The sequence below is a fragment of the Nostoc sp. genome, assembly GCF_041747015.1.
Taxonomy (GTDB): Bacteria; Cyanobacteriota; Cyanobacteriia; order Cyanobacteriales; family Nostocaceae; genus Nostoc.
Window position 1 is genome coordinate 1 of sequence record NZ_JBGTFY010000126.1, and the last position, 15,127, is coordinate 15,127.

The following is a 15,127-nucleotide window of genomic DNA, read 5'->3' on the forward strand; positions in this document are numbered from 1 at the left end:
CTCAGTTTTAGGTGGGATTATTCCGGCGTTAATGAGTTGGAAGCAACGTCAAGAGCAGGAAAATTCAAATAGCGTAAATCAACCACTTGTTCCTGGTGGTAAGGTGACACTTATTGTAATGATTGGAGTGGCATTAGCCCTAATGGAAAGACAAATTATGTCAATTTTTATTATGTCTGGTTAATCAAGCTGAATAAAAAATTCCATTTCCATTCGTTGCTGACAAACCACCAACTACCTACTCGCTAGTCACTGGGAATTCAACTTAAACTCATCAAACTTCAATACTTCAGAATCAGGCTTGCGGGTATCAAAGCGATAGCTACTTATCGTACTCGTCCCCGTATCAAAAATACTGAAAACTGTAATATCATTACTCGCAATGTAAGACATCGGCTTACCATCTTCGCCCAGCAAGGGGGCAATTGTTGGCAGCATCGGTTCTAAACCATTGGGATCGCCAAGCTTAACATAATCCTCTTGATACCCAATTGGCACTTCTCGCTTTCTGTCACCCCAAGCAGCACCGTAAGTATTGCCCACATTAGATGTTTCCAGAAAGTGCATTCCACTGGGACTAACAAAGCGGTTCCACAAATGGGAATGTCCATAAAATACTAATTGCACATTAGCCGTTTCTAATAAAGGGACAACATCGCGGATAATATAATCTGCATCTTTGGGGTATTCGTAACGCACTGCTTTGATATTCTCGCTATCCCGTTCAATTATTTGTATTGGTTCTGTATAAGGAGGAACTATATTATCACCTAGAGTGTGGGGCGGATGATGGAACATTACAACTTTGTATTTTGCTTGTTTAAACTCAGGGCTGTTGAGTTCTGCCTCTAGCCAATTGTACTGCTTGCTACCTTTAGTAATTGGCTCATAAATAACCTGTCCATAACCCCAATTCTCAGGATTATTTAAATCCTTTTCTGCTTCTTGATATCTACCCTTATGCTTTGCATTCAAGCTGGGAGTCCGCCACATATTCGTGATGTACAGTACCACCAAACGCGCATCACCAAAGGTAACTGCATAATACTTTTTTCCACCCTCTTGACTTTTTGGTAGAGTGAAAATCTCTTCATAAGTATTAGTATTAAAAGAATTATCTATTAGAGATTTGTCCGGGGAGATTTTTTGAGCAACTGCACGAGGAATCGGATCATCAAATTCACCGTTTAAACTTCCCGTCCTATCAAATCGTCCCATCACCTCATGATTGCCAATGCAAGTAAACATGGGTGCATATTGAATTATTTGTCCACCAGTGTAGGTTGTCTTAACGCCGTCGTGCGTCATTTCATATTTAGCACGACCTTGTAAACCGGGAAACAATGCACCACCACTATGATCATCAAACCATTCTGAGGCGCGATCGCTAACGTTGACCAAATCACCAGCAAACCACACTCCATCAACTCTGCCAATTGTCTCTACCACCTTTTGCAGATTTGCTGCTGTCATCGGTTTTAGTTGATGATCTGAAGTAAGCAAAATTTTTAGTGATGTACCTGATTTTGGGGTAGCTGCGAGGCTAAAAACATCACTACTAACGCTCTCGCCAGCTTCTAGCGCACTCGTAATCCGATAGTTTACCCGCACACCAGGAGTTAACCCAGTCACCTCAACTTCATGTCGCCAAATGTCACGCTGGACGGGTTTTTGATAAACTTGGCCGTCTTTGGTTTGGTTTGCGACTCTTGAATCTTGGTCTTCACGAGTGCGACTGAGTTTGGTAGTATTTGCCTTCGCAGTTTGTTTGAGATTTTCCCCGTAGGTTACTGTGTGATTAACACCAGCAAATTCGGTAAACCAAACTACTCGCACTGAGGTTTCAGTTGGCAGTTGCAAAAATGGATCGGTTAGTAGTTTGGGTGCTGATGTCATATTTGTTTGCCCACATGAATGCACGCTTACTAGGGTAAAGCAGATGACAAGCACAAGCATAGCTACTGAGTAAATTTTACCGATGCTTAAGCGTCTGAGCATGAGTAGTATACCAAATTTTGTCAGGTGTCCAAGACTCAAATCGGATTTTTATGTGCGATGTCTACGACGGGCTACGCCTACGCATTTTTGCTAATTCAGACTTTTTATCGCGTTGCTGAATTGAAATATGACTGAGGCTTTTAGGAAAAACTAAAATTATTTTCTCTCCGTTTCTGGTTGAGCGCGGATTTCATTTGGACAGACACGACCTTGTTCAACGTCAGCAATATTAGCAAAAGTTGTCTCTGCAATATTGTGGAGAGCTTCTGCTGTAAAAAAGGCTTGGTGTCCAGTAATTAGTACGTTGGGGAACGTTGTCAAGCGCTGGAAAATATCATCTTGAATAATTTCACCAGACAAATCCTCAAAGAACAATTCCGATTCTTGTTCGTAAACATCCACACCAAGATAGCCAATTTTTCCTGACTTCAATCCCTCAATCACTGCTTGGGTATCAATCAACGCTCCTCGGCTAGTGTTAATTAGCATTACACCTGACTTGATCTGTTTTATAGCCTCAGCGTTGATTAAGTGATGCGTTTCGGTAGTCAGAGGACAATGCAGGGAAATAATATCGGAGTTAGCAAATAGTTCAGGCAATTCTACATACTTCCCGCCTAGCGCCTCCAATTCTGGATTACGATAAACATCATAAGCTAATATATGACAACCAAACCCCTTCATAATCTGTCCTAAAATCAAACCGATTTTGCCGGTGCCGACAATCCCCACTGTGCGCTCATGCAAATTAAATCCCAATAGTCCATCTATGGAAAAATTGCCTTCTCGAACCCGGTTATGGGCACGATGAATTTTACGATTCAGGCACAAAATTAATCCCACGGTGTGTTCTGCTACTCCATAGGGTGAATAGGCAGGAACACGCACAACAGTCATCCCCAAGTCTGCTGCGGCTTGTAAGTCTACATTGTTAAACCCTGCACAGCGAAGGACAACTAAACGAGTTCCCCGTGAGGCGAGAAGTTGTAAAGTTGGGGCATCAACCTGGTCATGCACAAATACGCAAACTGCCGGAAATCCGGCGGCTAGGATGGCGGTATCTCGATTTAAACGAGGTTCAAAATATACTAACTCGTGAGGATATTGGTGTGCGGAGGTTCCCTGCGTTGAGATAGAATTTGCAGCTTCTAAAAACTGCCGATCATAGGCTTTTGTACTGAAGACTGCTACTTTCATGCTAAACCTCAGACTTTATGCTGCACGGTGTTCGAGTACATAATACCTTGGCATTTAGCAGAGCGATATCACGACGGACGTAGCTGCAACACCTTTGCTCATTGCCAGTCTTAGGGATTATCATTTATGCGAGCAATTCTCAAACTAAAGCAAAAATTTAGGATTTGGGGTAGAGCGATCGCCTGATTAAGAGAAATGCTATAATTTCATGGGGGTATAATTAGATTTTCCTAAATTCACAGCATTTAAATCTAAAATAGATATTCAAATGTGTGAATAAATAACTGGAGAGGTGTCCGAGTGGTTGATGGTGACGCACTCGAAATGCGTTTTGGGGAAACTCAACGGGGGTTCAAATCCCCCCCTCTCCGTTTCAAAAATATTGCTGAAAAAGATGATCATGCGATCGCGGTTTTGCGAGTAGAGGTATACATCTGTACACCTCTACTTACAGATATATAATTAGCAGTAAAATATACACTCTCAACACAGATTTTTTAGGATAAACTAATGCCATCGTGTGAGGAGTGAACAATGGCAAATCGCAGTATTGGCAGAGTAGTCTCATTTAGTTTTATCAGCGTATGTTTATATCTTGGTATTAGTATAGGAATCGTGATTCGGCTTGGGCAATCACAGCGATTAAATGCTGCTACTACACCCACCGAACCTGTGGTATTTCCATCAGCCATCTCTGAAGTCACGCCATCAATAATAGAACAACAAACCTTTACAGATACCGTTACCATCAAAGCAGTTGGAGATATTATTCCCGGCACTAATTTCCCTAGCCACAAATTACCCCGCTTTCAAGATCAATTATTACCAAAGTCAGTGAGAACTCACTTGCAAGGATCTGATATTTTGTTTGGTAACTTTGAAAGTAGCTTAACTAATTATCCCTATACGGACAAAGATATTAGTCGAGGACAAGTCTTTGCTTTTCGCTCTCCACCTAAATATGCCCGGTTGTTTGGTGAGGCTGGTTTTAATGTGTTGAATATGGCGAATAACCATGCAATGGATTTTGGCCCGGTAGGATTCAAAGATACAATGAAAAATCTTGAGGCTGTGGGCATTGCAACATTAGGTCATAAAAATCAAATTCTCTATTTGGAAGCTAACAATATCCCCGTAGCAATGGTCGGGTTTTCTCCTTACGAAATGTATAATTCTATGCATGATTTAGGAGCAGCCCAAGCACTGATAGCAAAAGCCAAAAATAAAGCCAATATTGTCATAGTATCGATGCACGCTGGAGCCGAAGGAACGGGGGCACTATATATTAAGAATAAAACAGAGTTTTTTTATGGAGAAAACCGAGGTAATTCGATCAAGTTTGCCCGAAAAATGATTGATGCGGGAGCAGATTTAGTGCTGGGACATGGGCCTCACGTTCCGAGAGCGATGGAAATATATAAAGGAAAAATCATCGCCTATTCTTTAGGAAACTTTCTGGGATACCGGACTTTATCTACAAATGCCCAGACTGGTGATTCGATGATTTTAGAAGTCAAACTCAACTCAGCAGGAAATTTAGTATCAAGCAAAATTATTCCTGTTCGCATGGATCGGCAGGGAATCCCTCAAATCGATCAGCGTTTTCGGACTGTGAAACTTATGCGCTATTTGAATAATCAAGCTTTTCCAAAGAGTCCAATGAAGATTAATCAGAAAGGGGAAATTGTTGTACAGAATAGCAAATAATAAATATGGAAGTTGTGGCTGCAAGTCAAATCCAAAAACTATGACAAGTTCCAAAAATGGTATGGACTCCTCTACACGCAAAAATACATCGTACTATCAAATCGCGTCACTTATTTGAGCGCGATCAGCGGCTATTAGTCGCTGTTTCTGGCGGACAGGATTCTCTATGTTTAATAAAATTACTTTTAGATTTACAATCAAAATGGGGATGGCATTTAGGTATTGCTCACTGCGATCATCGCTGGCGTTCTGACTCCCAAGCTAATGCTAACCATGTCGAAAACTTAGCTAAAACTTGGGGTATATCCTTTTATTTAGAAACAGCGATCGCTCCGGTAAATAGTGAAGCTACTGCACGCGATTGGCGCTATCAAGCTTTAAGTGCGATCGCTCAGGCAAATAATTATCAACATATAGTTACAGGACATACCGCAAGCGATCGCGCCGAAACTCTCCTCTACAATTTAATTCGTGGTACTGGTGCTGATGGCTTACAAGCCCTGACTTGGCAACGCCCTCTAACTACGAGCATTATGCTAGTGCGTCCACTTTTAGAAATTACTCGGACACAAACAGAGCAATTTTGTCAAGAGTTCAAATTACCAATTTGGGAAGATTCCACTAATCAAGATTTAAAATACGCCCGCAACCGCATCCGCCAAGAGTTATTACCATATTTACAAGAAAATTTTAACCCCCAAGTAGAATTAGCCTTAGCCCAAACAGCAGAACTTCTCCAAGCAGAAGTGGAATATCTGGAAAAAGCTGCCCAGCAGTTGCAGGAAGAGGCGATGTCATGGAACATGGGGCATGAAAAAGATTCCCTTACTCCTCTTCTTCCCTTACAGTTAAATCGTCGAGTATTGCAGAAAGCACCATTGGCGCTGCAACGCCGCGTAATGCGTCAAATATTGCAGCGAATACTGACTGACGCCCCCAATTTTGAACACATCGAAAAATTAACGGCTTTAATTACAGCGCCAAACCGATCGCAAACTGATCCATTTCCCGGTGGTGCGATCGCTCAAGTAGAAGGCGACTGGATCTGTTTAAAATAGTCATCGTAAATACTCATTAACAGCGAGGTAAATCTATGTCTCAAAATACAATTAACCACCTAATTCATGATAGAGATGCACGAGGTCATGCTCAAACGGGCTGGCTCGATAGTTATCACACATTTTCCTTTGGTAGTTTTTACGATCCCAACCGCATGGGATTTCGCTCTCTGCGAGTGATTAACGACGATCGCATCGCCCCTGCTGCTGGATTCCCTACCCACAGTCATCGTGACATGGAAATCCTCACCTATGTCTTAGAAGGTGCTGTAGAGCATAAAGACAGCTTGGGTACTGGTTCAGTCATTCGCCCCGGTGACGCACAGATTATGAGTGCTGGTACTGGGATCAGCCATAGCGAATTTAATCCTTCACCCACTGAAGCCTTGCACTTGTTACAAATCTGGATTCTTCCTGATCAACAAGAATTGACACCAAGGTATGAACAAAAAACTTTTCCTCTCGAAGAAAAGCAAGGCAAACTCCGCTTAATTGCTGCTAAAGATGGGCGCAATGGTGCTGTAATAATTCACCAAGATGTTGATTTATACGTATCTGTTTTAGAGCATGGTGATGTTGTTAATTATCAAGTCAAACCTGATCGTTATGCCTGGTTACAAATAGCGCAAGGCATAGTTAATTTAAATGGCGAGGAACTTAGAACAGGCGATGGAGTGCAAATTAATGGTGAAGAACAGCTAGAAATTAGCACCAACATTGGCGCAGAAATCTTGCTTTTCGATTTAGCGTGATATAGCAATCCTGAATCAAACGCGCAGAAACAAGATCCCCGACTTCTTTGAGAAGTTGGGGATCTGGGGCTTGCAATTCTCACGAATCAAATAAGATTGCTATTGGGAATTATAAAGATAGGGATACAAAACTTTCACAATAGTTTCGACCTATCCCTTTTGTAGTATAAGTGTATTATTAGCTTTAGTTATATAGCTATGCAACCTCTTCAGCTACTTATACGAGTTGCAAATTTGATTTGCGAGTTAGAAACTTAATTGACGAGTCGCAAACTTGATTTACTTGCTGATTTCGATATCGTACAACTGGCATAGAGTGCGGAGTTTTTGTTTAAGGCGATCGCGCACATTTTCTGGTAATATTACTACACAATCTGGCGCATACTGCATCACTTCTCGCATAAACCAAAATGTACTAGATATTCGCCTGACAACTCGCCGAACTCGCGCTTTATCTTGTAGCCACTCATTAATATCGTCTTCTGGTTTGGCTTGATAGGCAAAAGCCAAGCCAGAAAATAAGTGCATTTCTACTTTTATTTCATCCAAATTAGTACGCCACTCACCAGAAATTAAAGTTACAGCAGCATCCGTAATTCGGTCTAATCGTAAACTCCAATTGTGAATTAGTTCTGGTATATCAAAGTTTCCTTCTGTCTCTTCGCACCAACAATCAAGATATTGCCGCTTTTCGTGGGGCGTAACTTTGGCATGGTGAACAGTAAAATTAAACACACGCCCAGCTGCATCCTGATAAGAAAGCTGAAAGGGCTGTTCACGCAAGATATAACGATCTATTTCTAAACGCCAAGCTGGGGGCAAATTCTCTAGGAAACGTTCAATTTCGCCTCGCAGGGGTAATGATAGTTCGCTGCGTTCCAGAAGTAAGTTTGCAATGATTTGGGCTTGTTCAATTTGCCCGATGTCTGTCAAAGCATTGATACATCTATGTAATGCCCTAATGCGTGGTTCTTTCCAATCGTTATTGTTACCGATGAGTAACTTACGTTGAGCGATCGCTTTAATTAACTTAGAGATGTTAGGCTCTTCTCCCCACATCATACCGAATTCACGAGCGATCGCTTCTAACTCGGCTTTATCACGTTCTGATATCGACAGTGTAATAGATTGACCTTTACGACTCATTAAAATGTCCGTGTACTTTATCTGTATTTTTTCTTGTCAACCTTTATTTTGCGTGCCATGATAGTTTTTAGCAACTAGTTACGGACACTATTTAAGTGTAAGTCCAAATATAGAATTAGGAAAAGAGGATTTATTGAGAAGAATTACGACAAATTTGGAGAAGCTTCAATGACTAAAAACGATTTACTATCCCGAATTTCCATTGATCCAAATATTTGTTTCGGTAAACCTTGTATTAAAGGTCATCGTATATGGGTTTCCCTGATTCTTGACCTTCTGGCAAGTGGAGAAAAAATAGAGACAATTTTAGAAGAATATCCCGGTTTGGAACGAGAAGATATTCTAGCCTGTATTGCATACGCTGCGGAGATGACAAGAGATAGCTATGTAGAAATTCCTTTAGGATTGCAAAAGGAATCAAAAAAGTGAATATTAAACTTGATGAAAATCTTGGTAGTCTGCGAGTAGTTACATTATTGCGTCTTGCAGGACATGATGTTGCCACTGTCCGAGAACAAGGTTTAATTTCAACTCATGATGAGGAATTAATTGATATTTGTCGCAGTGAGAATAGATGTTTAATAACGATAGATAGAGGATTTGGAAATCGTCTTAAATATAATCCTTCTCACTATACAGGAATTATAGTCATTCGTTTACCACCGCGTCCTACTTTTGAAGATTATAGTACAGTTACAGAAACTCTAATTGCGGGGCTTGAAGCAGCAGATGTGACTGGTAAATTATGGATGATTCGACAAGGAAGTATTCAGGAATATCAGGATATTGAAGTGGAGAGAAAAGACAAATGACAGAAGCATACCATATTACTCTCAAGCCTGTTTATTCGCAAACCGTCCCGACACCTGACGGGGTGAAATTACCTAAAGATTGGTTGCTTTCTTGGCATCAAGCCGCAACTTTAGAAGCCTTGCGCGATCCAAATATTGATGTAGTGTTCAACACTGCGATGACTGGCGATGGTAAAAGTCTCGCCGGATACCTGGATATTTTGCAAAGACACTCTCCTGTTTTAGGGCTATATCCCACTAACGAACTCGCCAGAGATCAAGAAAAGCAAATTAGAGGATATATTGAGCAATTTCAGCCTGAACATAAACCGCGTGTTAATCGATTAAGTGGGCAAGAATTAGAAATTTATGCTGAAGAAGAAAGTTTGAAAAAAGGTGCAGCCTTAGAAACTCGAACTGCACAATCGGATATTTTACTTACCAATCCTGATATTTTTCACTACCTACATTATGGTGCATATTTATTTTCTAAAGATAGTCCTGATAAGCTTTGGAATCGAATCGATAAGAGGTTTAATCTCATTATATTTGATGAGTTCCACGTATTCCAAGCACCACAAATCGTCAGTGTAATCAACACAATGCTATTGATTCGTCACACTAACAGGCGTAAAAAGTTTTTATTTCTTTCTGCCACACCAAACCCGCAATTAATTGAAAGGCTTAAGTTAGCAAATTTTCGCTGCCATGAAATTAACCCACTTGATAAAAAGAAGTATCATTTTCCTAATAATCTTGCTGAGTGTCAGCAGCTAGAAACCCAAGGTTGGCGAAAAGTTACGTGGAAAATATCATTGCAATTTATCGATTTAGAATCTACATCCAAAGCATCTGAAACTTGGTTAAAAAATAATTCAGAATTGATTTTAAGTCATTTGCAAAAGCATCCAGGTAGCAAAGGTGCAATTATTCTTAACTCCATTGCATCTGTGAAGCGGTTAACTGATTTTTTCAAAACTTTTCTTCAGCCATGTAATTTCACAGTTAAAGAAAACACTGGTTTAACTGGGAAAAAAACTAAAGAAGAATTCCTTGATGCTGACTTAATTTTAGGAACTAGCACTATTGATGTTGGTGTAGATTTCAAAATAAATTTTTTGTTTTTTGAATCAGCAGATGGGGGGAATTTTATACAGCGTTTAGGCAGACTGGGACGACATGATGGTTATGAACGTGACGGACAGCAGATTAATTTTACTAACTTTACTGCTTATGCACTTGTCCCTGAATTTTTGGTGAAAAGGCTTTTTGAAAAAGATGAGAAGGATGAAGCAGCACCATTGAAGTCAGGCGAAGTTTATGAACGTCCATTTTTTCACGATCAGATTAGGGATAAATACCGCAAAATTAATGATTTTACAGGCTATTACTTTAGATGGGGTGTTGTTCAATCTATGCGACTGGTTCGACAGTTAGGACATCCTAATATTAAACAGCAATATGCAGCAGGTAGTCAGGAAGCACTAAAGAAAGATTGTGAGATAGTTTTCAGCACTGACAAAAGAAAAGCCAGTCTTAAAGCAGCGTTTGTCCGTAGCAAACAATGGGAAGAAAAATGGCACGAACTTTCAGGAACAGATAAGGGAAATCCTATTTTAGAGGAGGCTGTGAGTTTTCGGGGTAAGAGTCCTTTACTGTGTGGAATTTACGACACTACAGAGAAAAATGAGGCTGATAAGTTCAAAACCTACGATTTACCCGGAATTCTCAGCAACTTGGAAATTGAACCGATGAAGGGGACAGAATTTGAACGACTGCGAGAAGCGACAGCAGAACGCACAGATACAGTTATTCCCAAAGGCAGATTTAAAAACTGTCTAGGATTTATGAAATTACTTCGCTATCGAGAAGAAAGACTAGATTGGAAATTTACTTATCCTGGCGACTTGAAACCCTTTGCTGATACTTGGGATGTGCAGGTGTTGTTGGGTATTCAGGTTTGGCAACCTGCAAACTATTGGATTAGTGAAATTAACAAGCAATTGAAGAAACAGGCATTAGTTAGTTATCTGCTGCCTTTTCCCTTAGAGAGAGTACGTCAGCAAGGACGATTGCCAATGCACTTTCAGATTTACCCAATTAGTGACCAATATAGTGTTTTAGATAATACACCACCATACTGCATTGCCTTCGGGCAGTCTGCACTATTGCTAGATACCTTGACACATTGGTTTAAGAGTAAAGGGGATGAGATATGGATAGCGCAATGTTGAGATCCCTAATAGGGATTTATTTAAATTGCTTAAATTATTTAAGCTACAGGGTAGAAAACAAGCTATCAGCTAGAAGTGACTGTGTGTTTCAATCCCTAATAGGGGGTGAATTACCCTGAGAATACGAAATTATCATAATAGAGGCTAATTGTCAAACATAAACACCAATGGTCACACAATCACTACTATGAGATTAGACCCTTTAATTAATTGGCATGAAGTTAAAAATTCCCTGGTCTAGTAAAAACAAAAAAGATATACTGGGAGCAACCCTATGTATAAAGGAAAATGTAAAATGCTAGACCGGAATACTGACTCCTACCTCACCAATATGAGATCGACTGCCGGTATAAACGAGATCCAGCAATTAATCAACAACAATCAGCACTTATTAAATACACTTGTACTAAACGAGATTTCTAAGCATCATTACCGTATTAGTGCTGTGGAACAACAAAATCAAGAAATAAAGATACAGGATTTGGAAAATGCCGAATCAATTGATTGGTTGGTCAGAAAAGTGCGTGAGTTGGAGTATCGTTTTTCTAGAAAAGAGGATTTAGAACATCTTCAAAACCCTTATTCTCCAAATGGAGATGCCAACTGTAACTCGTAAATAATACTTGCCTAAGCTTAGTATTAATTTTTACATTTTTAGAAAAACTCAATATGAATGAACAAGAACTATAGCTAGTGAAAGTCCATTAGCGATAGCGTAACGCGCTGAAATAAAAAACTAAATGCCTAAACCATGAAGAAATAAATTATTTTCATTATGAGTAATTCCATTTCTGACGATTACACACATTTACTTATGGAAGTACAACAACGGATTCGTTCAGCCCAGTACGAAGCATTAAAGGCAGTTAATCGGGAAATGATTAACCTGTATTGGGATATTGGGCAGATGATTGTTATCAAACAACAGGATGCTAGTTGGGGTAAATCAGTAGTAGAAAAGCTAGCAAAAGACTTGCAAGCAGAGTTTCCTGGTATTAGTGGATTTTCCGCCCGAAATATCTGGAATATGCGGAACTTTTACGTCACATATAGCCAAAAGGAAAAACTGCAACCAATGGTTGCAGAAATTGGATGGACTCACAATTTAGCCATTTTAGAAAAATGCAAAGATGACTTAGAACGAGAGTTTTATATTAGAATGACTCGGAACTTTGGCTGGACAAAAAACGTTTTGATTCACCAAATTGAAAATCAAACTTATGAAAAAACTCTGCTTAATCAAACTAATTTTGATCAAAGTATTTCAGCAGAAATACGTAACCAATTAAAGCTAGCAGTTAAAGATGAATATACTTTTGATTTTTTGGAATTAGCAGATGAACACAGCGAACGACAGCTAGAAGAGTCAATTTTAGCAAAAGTTCAACCTTTCTTACAAGAAATGGGTGGAATATTTGCCTTTATTGGTAGCCAATATCGTTTAGAAGTTGATGATGAAGAATATTTTATAGATATCCTATTATATCATCGCCGTTTAAAGTGTTTGGTGGCAATAGAATTAAAAATTGGTAAGTTTTTACCTGAATATGTTGGCAAAATGCAGTTTTATTTAGCTGTTTTAGATAACACGGTAAAGCTACCAGATGAAAATCCTTCTATTGGCATTATCCTTTGTAAATCCAAACAGAGAACTATTGTTGAATATGCACTAAAGGAATCTAATAAACCAATTGGTGTTGCAACTTACCAAATAGTTTCTAAATTACCGCAAGAACTAAAAAATCAACTTCCAGATCCAGAACAAGTTGCTAAATTGCTAGAAGGATTTGAATAAATATTTGGAATTCAAAAATGAATATAGATGAACTAGTTTTAGCCAAGATAAGATTAATCAGCAAATATTACCAGACCCTAGAAAATTTTAGTTCTATAAGCCTTGATGATTTCTTGGCTGATTATTTTCAACAACTTCTTGCAGAAAGACTTTTACATCTAATAACTCAAACCGCAATAGATATCAATCACCACATCTTATCAAAACTAAATCCTGGAAATGATAATACTAATTTTGAATCTTTCATAAAACTCGCTAAATATGACGTAATCACACCAGAATTAGCAAAACAGTTAGCACTATCAGAAGGGCTAATAAAGCACCTAGTTTATGAATATGATGATATAGATCCAAATCAAGTTTTCAGAGCAATTAGTTTTGCTTTACAGCAATATCCACTTTACGTCAGACAAATCAACTCTTATTTAATCTCATTGAGTGAAGAAGATGGCTAAAAAAAGTAAAAAATCAGATGAATATCAACAATTATCACTCTTAGAAGCAGAAACCGAAAATGATTCAATTTCTGAACTATCAGATGATGATTGGATGTCTGGAGATGATTCTGATTTTCAAGAAACATCTAATCTAAAAGTCGAAACACAATCAGCAGAACTCTTAACCCTCAAGTTACTGCAAGATGCAATTAAATCAGAAAATGACGATGATTTAATTATGCAGCAATTTAGTGATTACGTTTTACCCAATCTTTTACGGGTAGCAGTTGGAGTTACAGCCAAAGGTGGTAAATTTTTTGATTATCTTGATAAAAAGAGAGAAAAGGAGATAGAGAATTTCCACAAAAATAATTTAGGAAAAAGTCACAAAATAAAAGAACCGAAAAAGCTTGATCGAAGAAATGCAGGTGATCAATCTTTAAATACTCATTTACTCAATGGTTTACTACCAGCTAATTTAATAGAACGTTGTCTAAATAAACTTGATACCACTGCAAAAAGGGTAATTCAACAACAAGAAAGACGGTTATTAATTGCTGGGTTTATTTTACATGATTTTGAGAAGTTTGATTATCGGCTATTTCCTAAAATGCCAGATAATTATAAAGAAATTAGCCAAGATAAAGAACAAGACATTCGCAAGTTATCTGTAGATGCCCACCGCGAAATTATAGATGTTATAGTCTGTGAATTAGGTCTTGATAAATTTGTTAGTCCTGATGAACCAACAGCATGGCAAGAATATCGAGATGATTTGTTATTTATTGCCTACAATGCCCAGCGTCGAAATGATACAAATCTCAATGTTTCTGAGTATGGTTTACAGCCAATAATTGATGATTATATCCTGATATGTCTTGCTGATTTAACTTGTTTAGCTGATTTACTTTCCTCAGTTATTAAACATCCTCAAGATGCAGAACACCAGACATTAAATGGAATTCTCCACAGCCTCAGTGATGGACAATTAAAATTTACCTATCACAGCATTGCTGAGAATCGTGGTGTTTTAACTAATGTGGTGAATAATGCTTTAATTCAGGCTCATACTAGTCTCAATACCGATGAGGATACATATTATGAACCTTTGTTATATCTGCCAACAGGCGTGATTTACTTGGCTTCGCGTAATGCTCCAGCTATCTCGCCGGAAGATTTACCAGACCGTGTAGTTAACAGTATTAAATCGCTTTGTGCGGGTCAATTACGCCTCAGACAAACGGGATTTGGTAGAGATGGCAAAGGCATGAAATATGCTGAATATTACAACTTATTTTTTGACGATATAGGTTTAATAAAAGTAGCTTTAGATGCTACATTACGCATCTTAAACCCTAATAAAGGCTCTGTCGCTAAAAGTCGCAGCGAAAATCTGAATAAGTTTCAGCAACAAAATGTTTTATCTGCTGATTATGATTTTAAATTTGAAGATGATATCCGCATTGACCGAATAGCAGAATTTGGTGATTTAGTTAGCCGGAAGATTTGGGAAGAGACAGTTAATCGCATTGATTCTGCTCGTAAAAAAGATAAAAAGCTGCCAGCAGTTCCCGATTTTGATTTAACTCACAAAGTTGCAGAGTTTTGGAATTTAGCAGAATATTTACCCCAAATTAGAGAAATTCAACGCATTAATGAAAGTCTCAAAGAAAACAAATTAAAGGGAAATACTGGGGGAGTTCCTTATGAATGGTATTATCTAGCAGCTAAATATTTAGAACATCATCCAGGTATTGAAGATGTACGTGAAGCTTGTCAGCAAGTCATTGACTATTTGACAACCTTAATTTCTCCGATAATTTCTCAATATGAATTGCCTGATGGTTGGGATGATTTAAGGCTTTGGGTAAAACGAGTTGTGATGTTACCAGGCACCAATCAAGAGCCGTCAGTTAAAACTCAAGTTGAAACATTTTTAAATGAGTTAGATAATTACAATGCTGCCAAAAAAACAGGGCGAGGGAAACAATTAATCTGCTCAATTTCTCATT

Annotated in this window: 13 protein-coding genes, 1 tRNA gene and 1 pseudogene; 12 read left to right on the forward strand and 3 right to left on the reverse strand. The window is 38.7% G+C overall.

What is annotated here, in order from left to right; genetic code table 11:
- Positions 1-184: pseudogene (locus ACEW80_RS09430) on the forward strand (tyrosine transporter); the annotation flags it as partial.
- 65 nt (positions 185-249) lie between these two features.
- Here the strand turns inward: ACEW80_RS09430 and ACEW80_RS09435 are convergent.
- Together ACEW80_RS09435 and ACEW80_RS09440 are read right to left on the reverse strand one after the other, a co-directional pair.
- The gene (locus tag ACEW80_RS09435) at positions 250-1,896 is read right to left on the reverse strand and encodes a metallophosphoesterase (RefSeq protein WP_373526330.1); all 1,647 of its coding nucleotides are present in this window, start codon (positions 1,894-1,896) and stop codon (positions 250-252) included.
- A 258-nt stretch (positions 1,897-2,154) separates the two neighbouring features.
- Positions 2,155-3,195 (reverse strand): 2-hydroxyacid dehydrogenase, encoded by a 1,041-nt coding sequence (locus ACEW80_RS09440; RefSeq protein ID WP_373526331.1) that lies wholly within the window; start codon positions 3,193-3,195, stop codon positions 2,155-2,157.
- A gap of 286 nt (positions 3,196-3,481) precedes the next feature.
- Between ACEW80_RS09440 and ACEW80_RS09445 the strand changes: the two genes are divergently transcribed.
- From ACEW80_RS09445 to ACEW80_RS09460, 4 genes are all read left to right on the forward strand, one after another.
- Positions 3,482-3,566, forward strand: a tRNA-Ser gene (locus ACEW80_RS09445).
- 163 nt (positions 3,567-3,729) lie between these two features.
- On the forward strand, positions 3,730-4,902 hold the full coding sequence (locus tag ACEW80_RS09450; protein WP_373526332.1) for a CapA family protein: 1,173 nt from the start codon (positions 3,730-3,732) through the stop codon (positions 4,900-4,902).
- 56 nt (positions 4,903-4,958) lie between these two features.
- On the forward strand, positions 4,959-5,960 hold the full coding sequence (gene tilS, locus ACEW80_RS09455) for a tRNA lysidine(34) synthetase TilS (RefSeq protein WP_373526333.1): 1,002 nt from the start codon (positions 4,959-4,961) through the stop codon (positions 5,958-5,960).
- Positions 5,961-5,995: 35 nt separating this feature from the next.
- On the forward strand, positions 5,996-6,712 hold the full coding sequence (locus tag ACEW80_RS09460; RefSeq protein ID WP_373526334.1) for a pirin family protein: 717 nt from the start codon (positions 5,996-5,998) through the stop codon (positions 6,710-6,712).
- Positions 6,713-6,991: 279 nt separating this feature from the next.
- Here the strand turns inward: ACEW80_RS09460 and ACEW80_RS09465 are convergent, their stop codons facing one another.
- Complete coding sequence (locus ACEW80_RS09465) at positions 6,992-7,858, reverse strand: WYL domain-containing protein (RefSeq protein ID WP_373526335.1); 867 nt, start codon at positions 7,856-7,858, stop codon at positions 6,992-6,994.
- Between the two features lie 168 nt (positions 7,859-8,026).
- On the opposite strand from ACEW80_RS09465, the gene ACEW80_RS09470 reads away from it, so the two are divergent.
- From ACEW80_RS09470 to cas10d, 7 genes are all read left to right on the forward strand, one after another.
- Positions 8,027-8,287 (forward strand): DUF433 domain-containing protein, encoded by a 261-nt coding sequence (locus ACEW80_RS09470; protein ID WP_194000298.1) that lies wholly within the window; start codon positions 8,027-8,029, stop codon positions 8,285-8,287.
- Entirely contained in the window at positions 8,284-8,670 is a 387-nt protein-coding gene (locus ACEW80_RS09475) for a DUF5615 family PIN-like protein (RefSeq protein ID WP_373526336.1), read from the forward strand. Before ACEW80_RS09470 ends, ACEW80_RS09475 begins: the two co-directional genes overlap by 4 nt.
- On the forward strand, positions 8,667-10,883 hold the full coding sequence (cas3, locus tag ACEW80_RS09480) for a type I-D CRISPR-associated helicase Cas3' (protein ID WP_373526337.1): 2,217 nt from the start codon (positions 8,667-8,669) through the stop codon (positions 10,881-10,883). Before ACEW80_RS09475 ends, cas3 begins: the two co-directional genes overlap by 4 nt.
- 295 nt (positions 10,884-11,178) lie before the next feature.
- Positions 11,179-11,499, forward strand: coding sequence for a hypothetical protein (locus ACEW80_RS09485; RefSeq protein ID WP_334992799.1), 321 nt, complete (start codon positions 11,179-11,181; stop codon positions 11,497-11,499).
- A gap of 159 nt (positions 11,500-11,658) precedes the next feature.
- Positions 11,659-12,678: a YhcG family protein gene (locus ACEW80_RS09490; protein WP_373526338.1), complete on the forward strand. Its 1,020-nt coding sequence runs from the start codon at positions 11,659-11,661 to the stop codon at positions 12,676-12,678.
- Between the two features lie 17 nt (positions 12,679-12,695).
- The gene (locus tag ACEW80_RS09495) at positions 12,696-13,133 is read left to right on the forward strand and encodes a DUF86 domain-containing protein (RefSeq protein ID WP_373526339.1); all 438 of its coding nucleotides are present in this window, start codon (positions 12,696-12,698) and stop codon (positions 13,131-13,133) included.
- Positions 13,126-15,127 (forward strand): type I-D CRISPR-associated protein Cas10d/Csc3 (cas10d, locus tag ACEW80_RS09500; RefSeq protein WP_373526340.1); only part of this gene is annotated, 2,002 nt, incomplete at its 3' end. The genes ACEW80_RS09495 and cas10d, both read left to right, overlap by 8 nt.

Excerpts from the sequence above, each read along its gene's own strand:
- ACEW80_RS09485 (WP_334992799.1), top strand. The coding sequence starts at position 11,179 with ATGCTAGACCGGAATACTGACTCCTACCTCACCAATATGAGATCGACT.
- tilS (WP_373526333.1), top strand. The coding sequence starts at position 4,959 with ATGGTATGGACTCCTCTACACGCAAAAATACATCGTACTATCAAATCG.
- ACEW80_RS09470 (WP_194000298.1), top strand. The coding sequence starts at position 8,027 with ATGACTAAAAACGATTTACTATCCCGAATTTCCATTGATCCAAATATT.
- ACEW80_RS09435 (WP_373526330.1), bottom strand. The coding sequence starts at position 1,896 with ATGACATCAGCACCCAAACTACTAACCGATCCATTTTTGCAACTGCCA.
- ACEW80_RS09450 (WP_373526332.1), top strand. The coding sequence starts at position 3,730 with ATGGCAAATCGCAGTATTGGCAGAGTAGTCTCATTTAGTTTTATCAGC.
- ACEW80_RS09490 (WP_373526338.1), top strand. The coding sequence starts at position 11,659 with ATGAGTAATTCCATTTCTGACGATTACACACATTTACTTATGGAAGTA.
- ACEW80_RS09460 (WP_373526334.1), top strand. The coding sequence starts at position 5,996 with ATGTCTCAAAATACAATTAACCACCTAATTCATGATAGAGATGCACGA.
- ACEW80_RS09465 (WP_373526335.1), bottom strand. The coding sequence starts at position 7,858 with ATGAGTCGTAAAGGTCAATCTATTACACTGTCGATATCAGAACGTGAT.
- ACEW80_RS09440 (WP_373526331.1), bottom strand. The coding sequence starts at position 3,195 with ATGAAAGTAGCAGTCTTCAGTACAAAAGCCTATGATCGGCAGTTTTTA.
- ACEW80_RS09495 (WP_373526339.1), top strand. The coding sequence starts at position 12,696 with ATGAATATAGATGAACTAGTTTTAGCCAAGATAAGATTAATCAGCAAA.
- cas3 (WP_373526337.1), top strand. The coding sequence starts at position 8,667 with ATGACAGAAGCATACCATATTACTCTCAAGCCTGTTTATTCGCAAACC.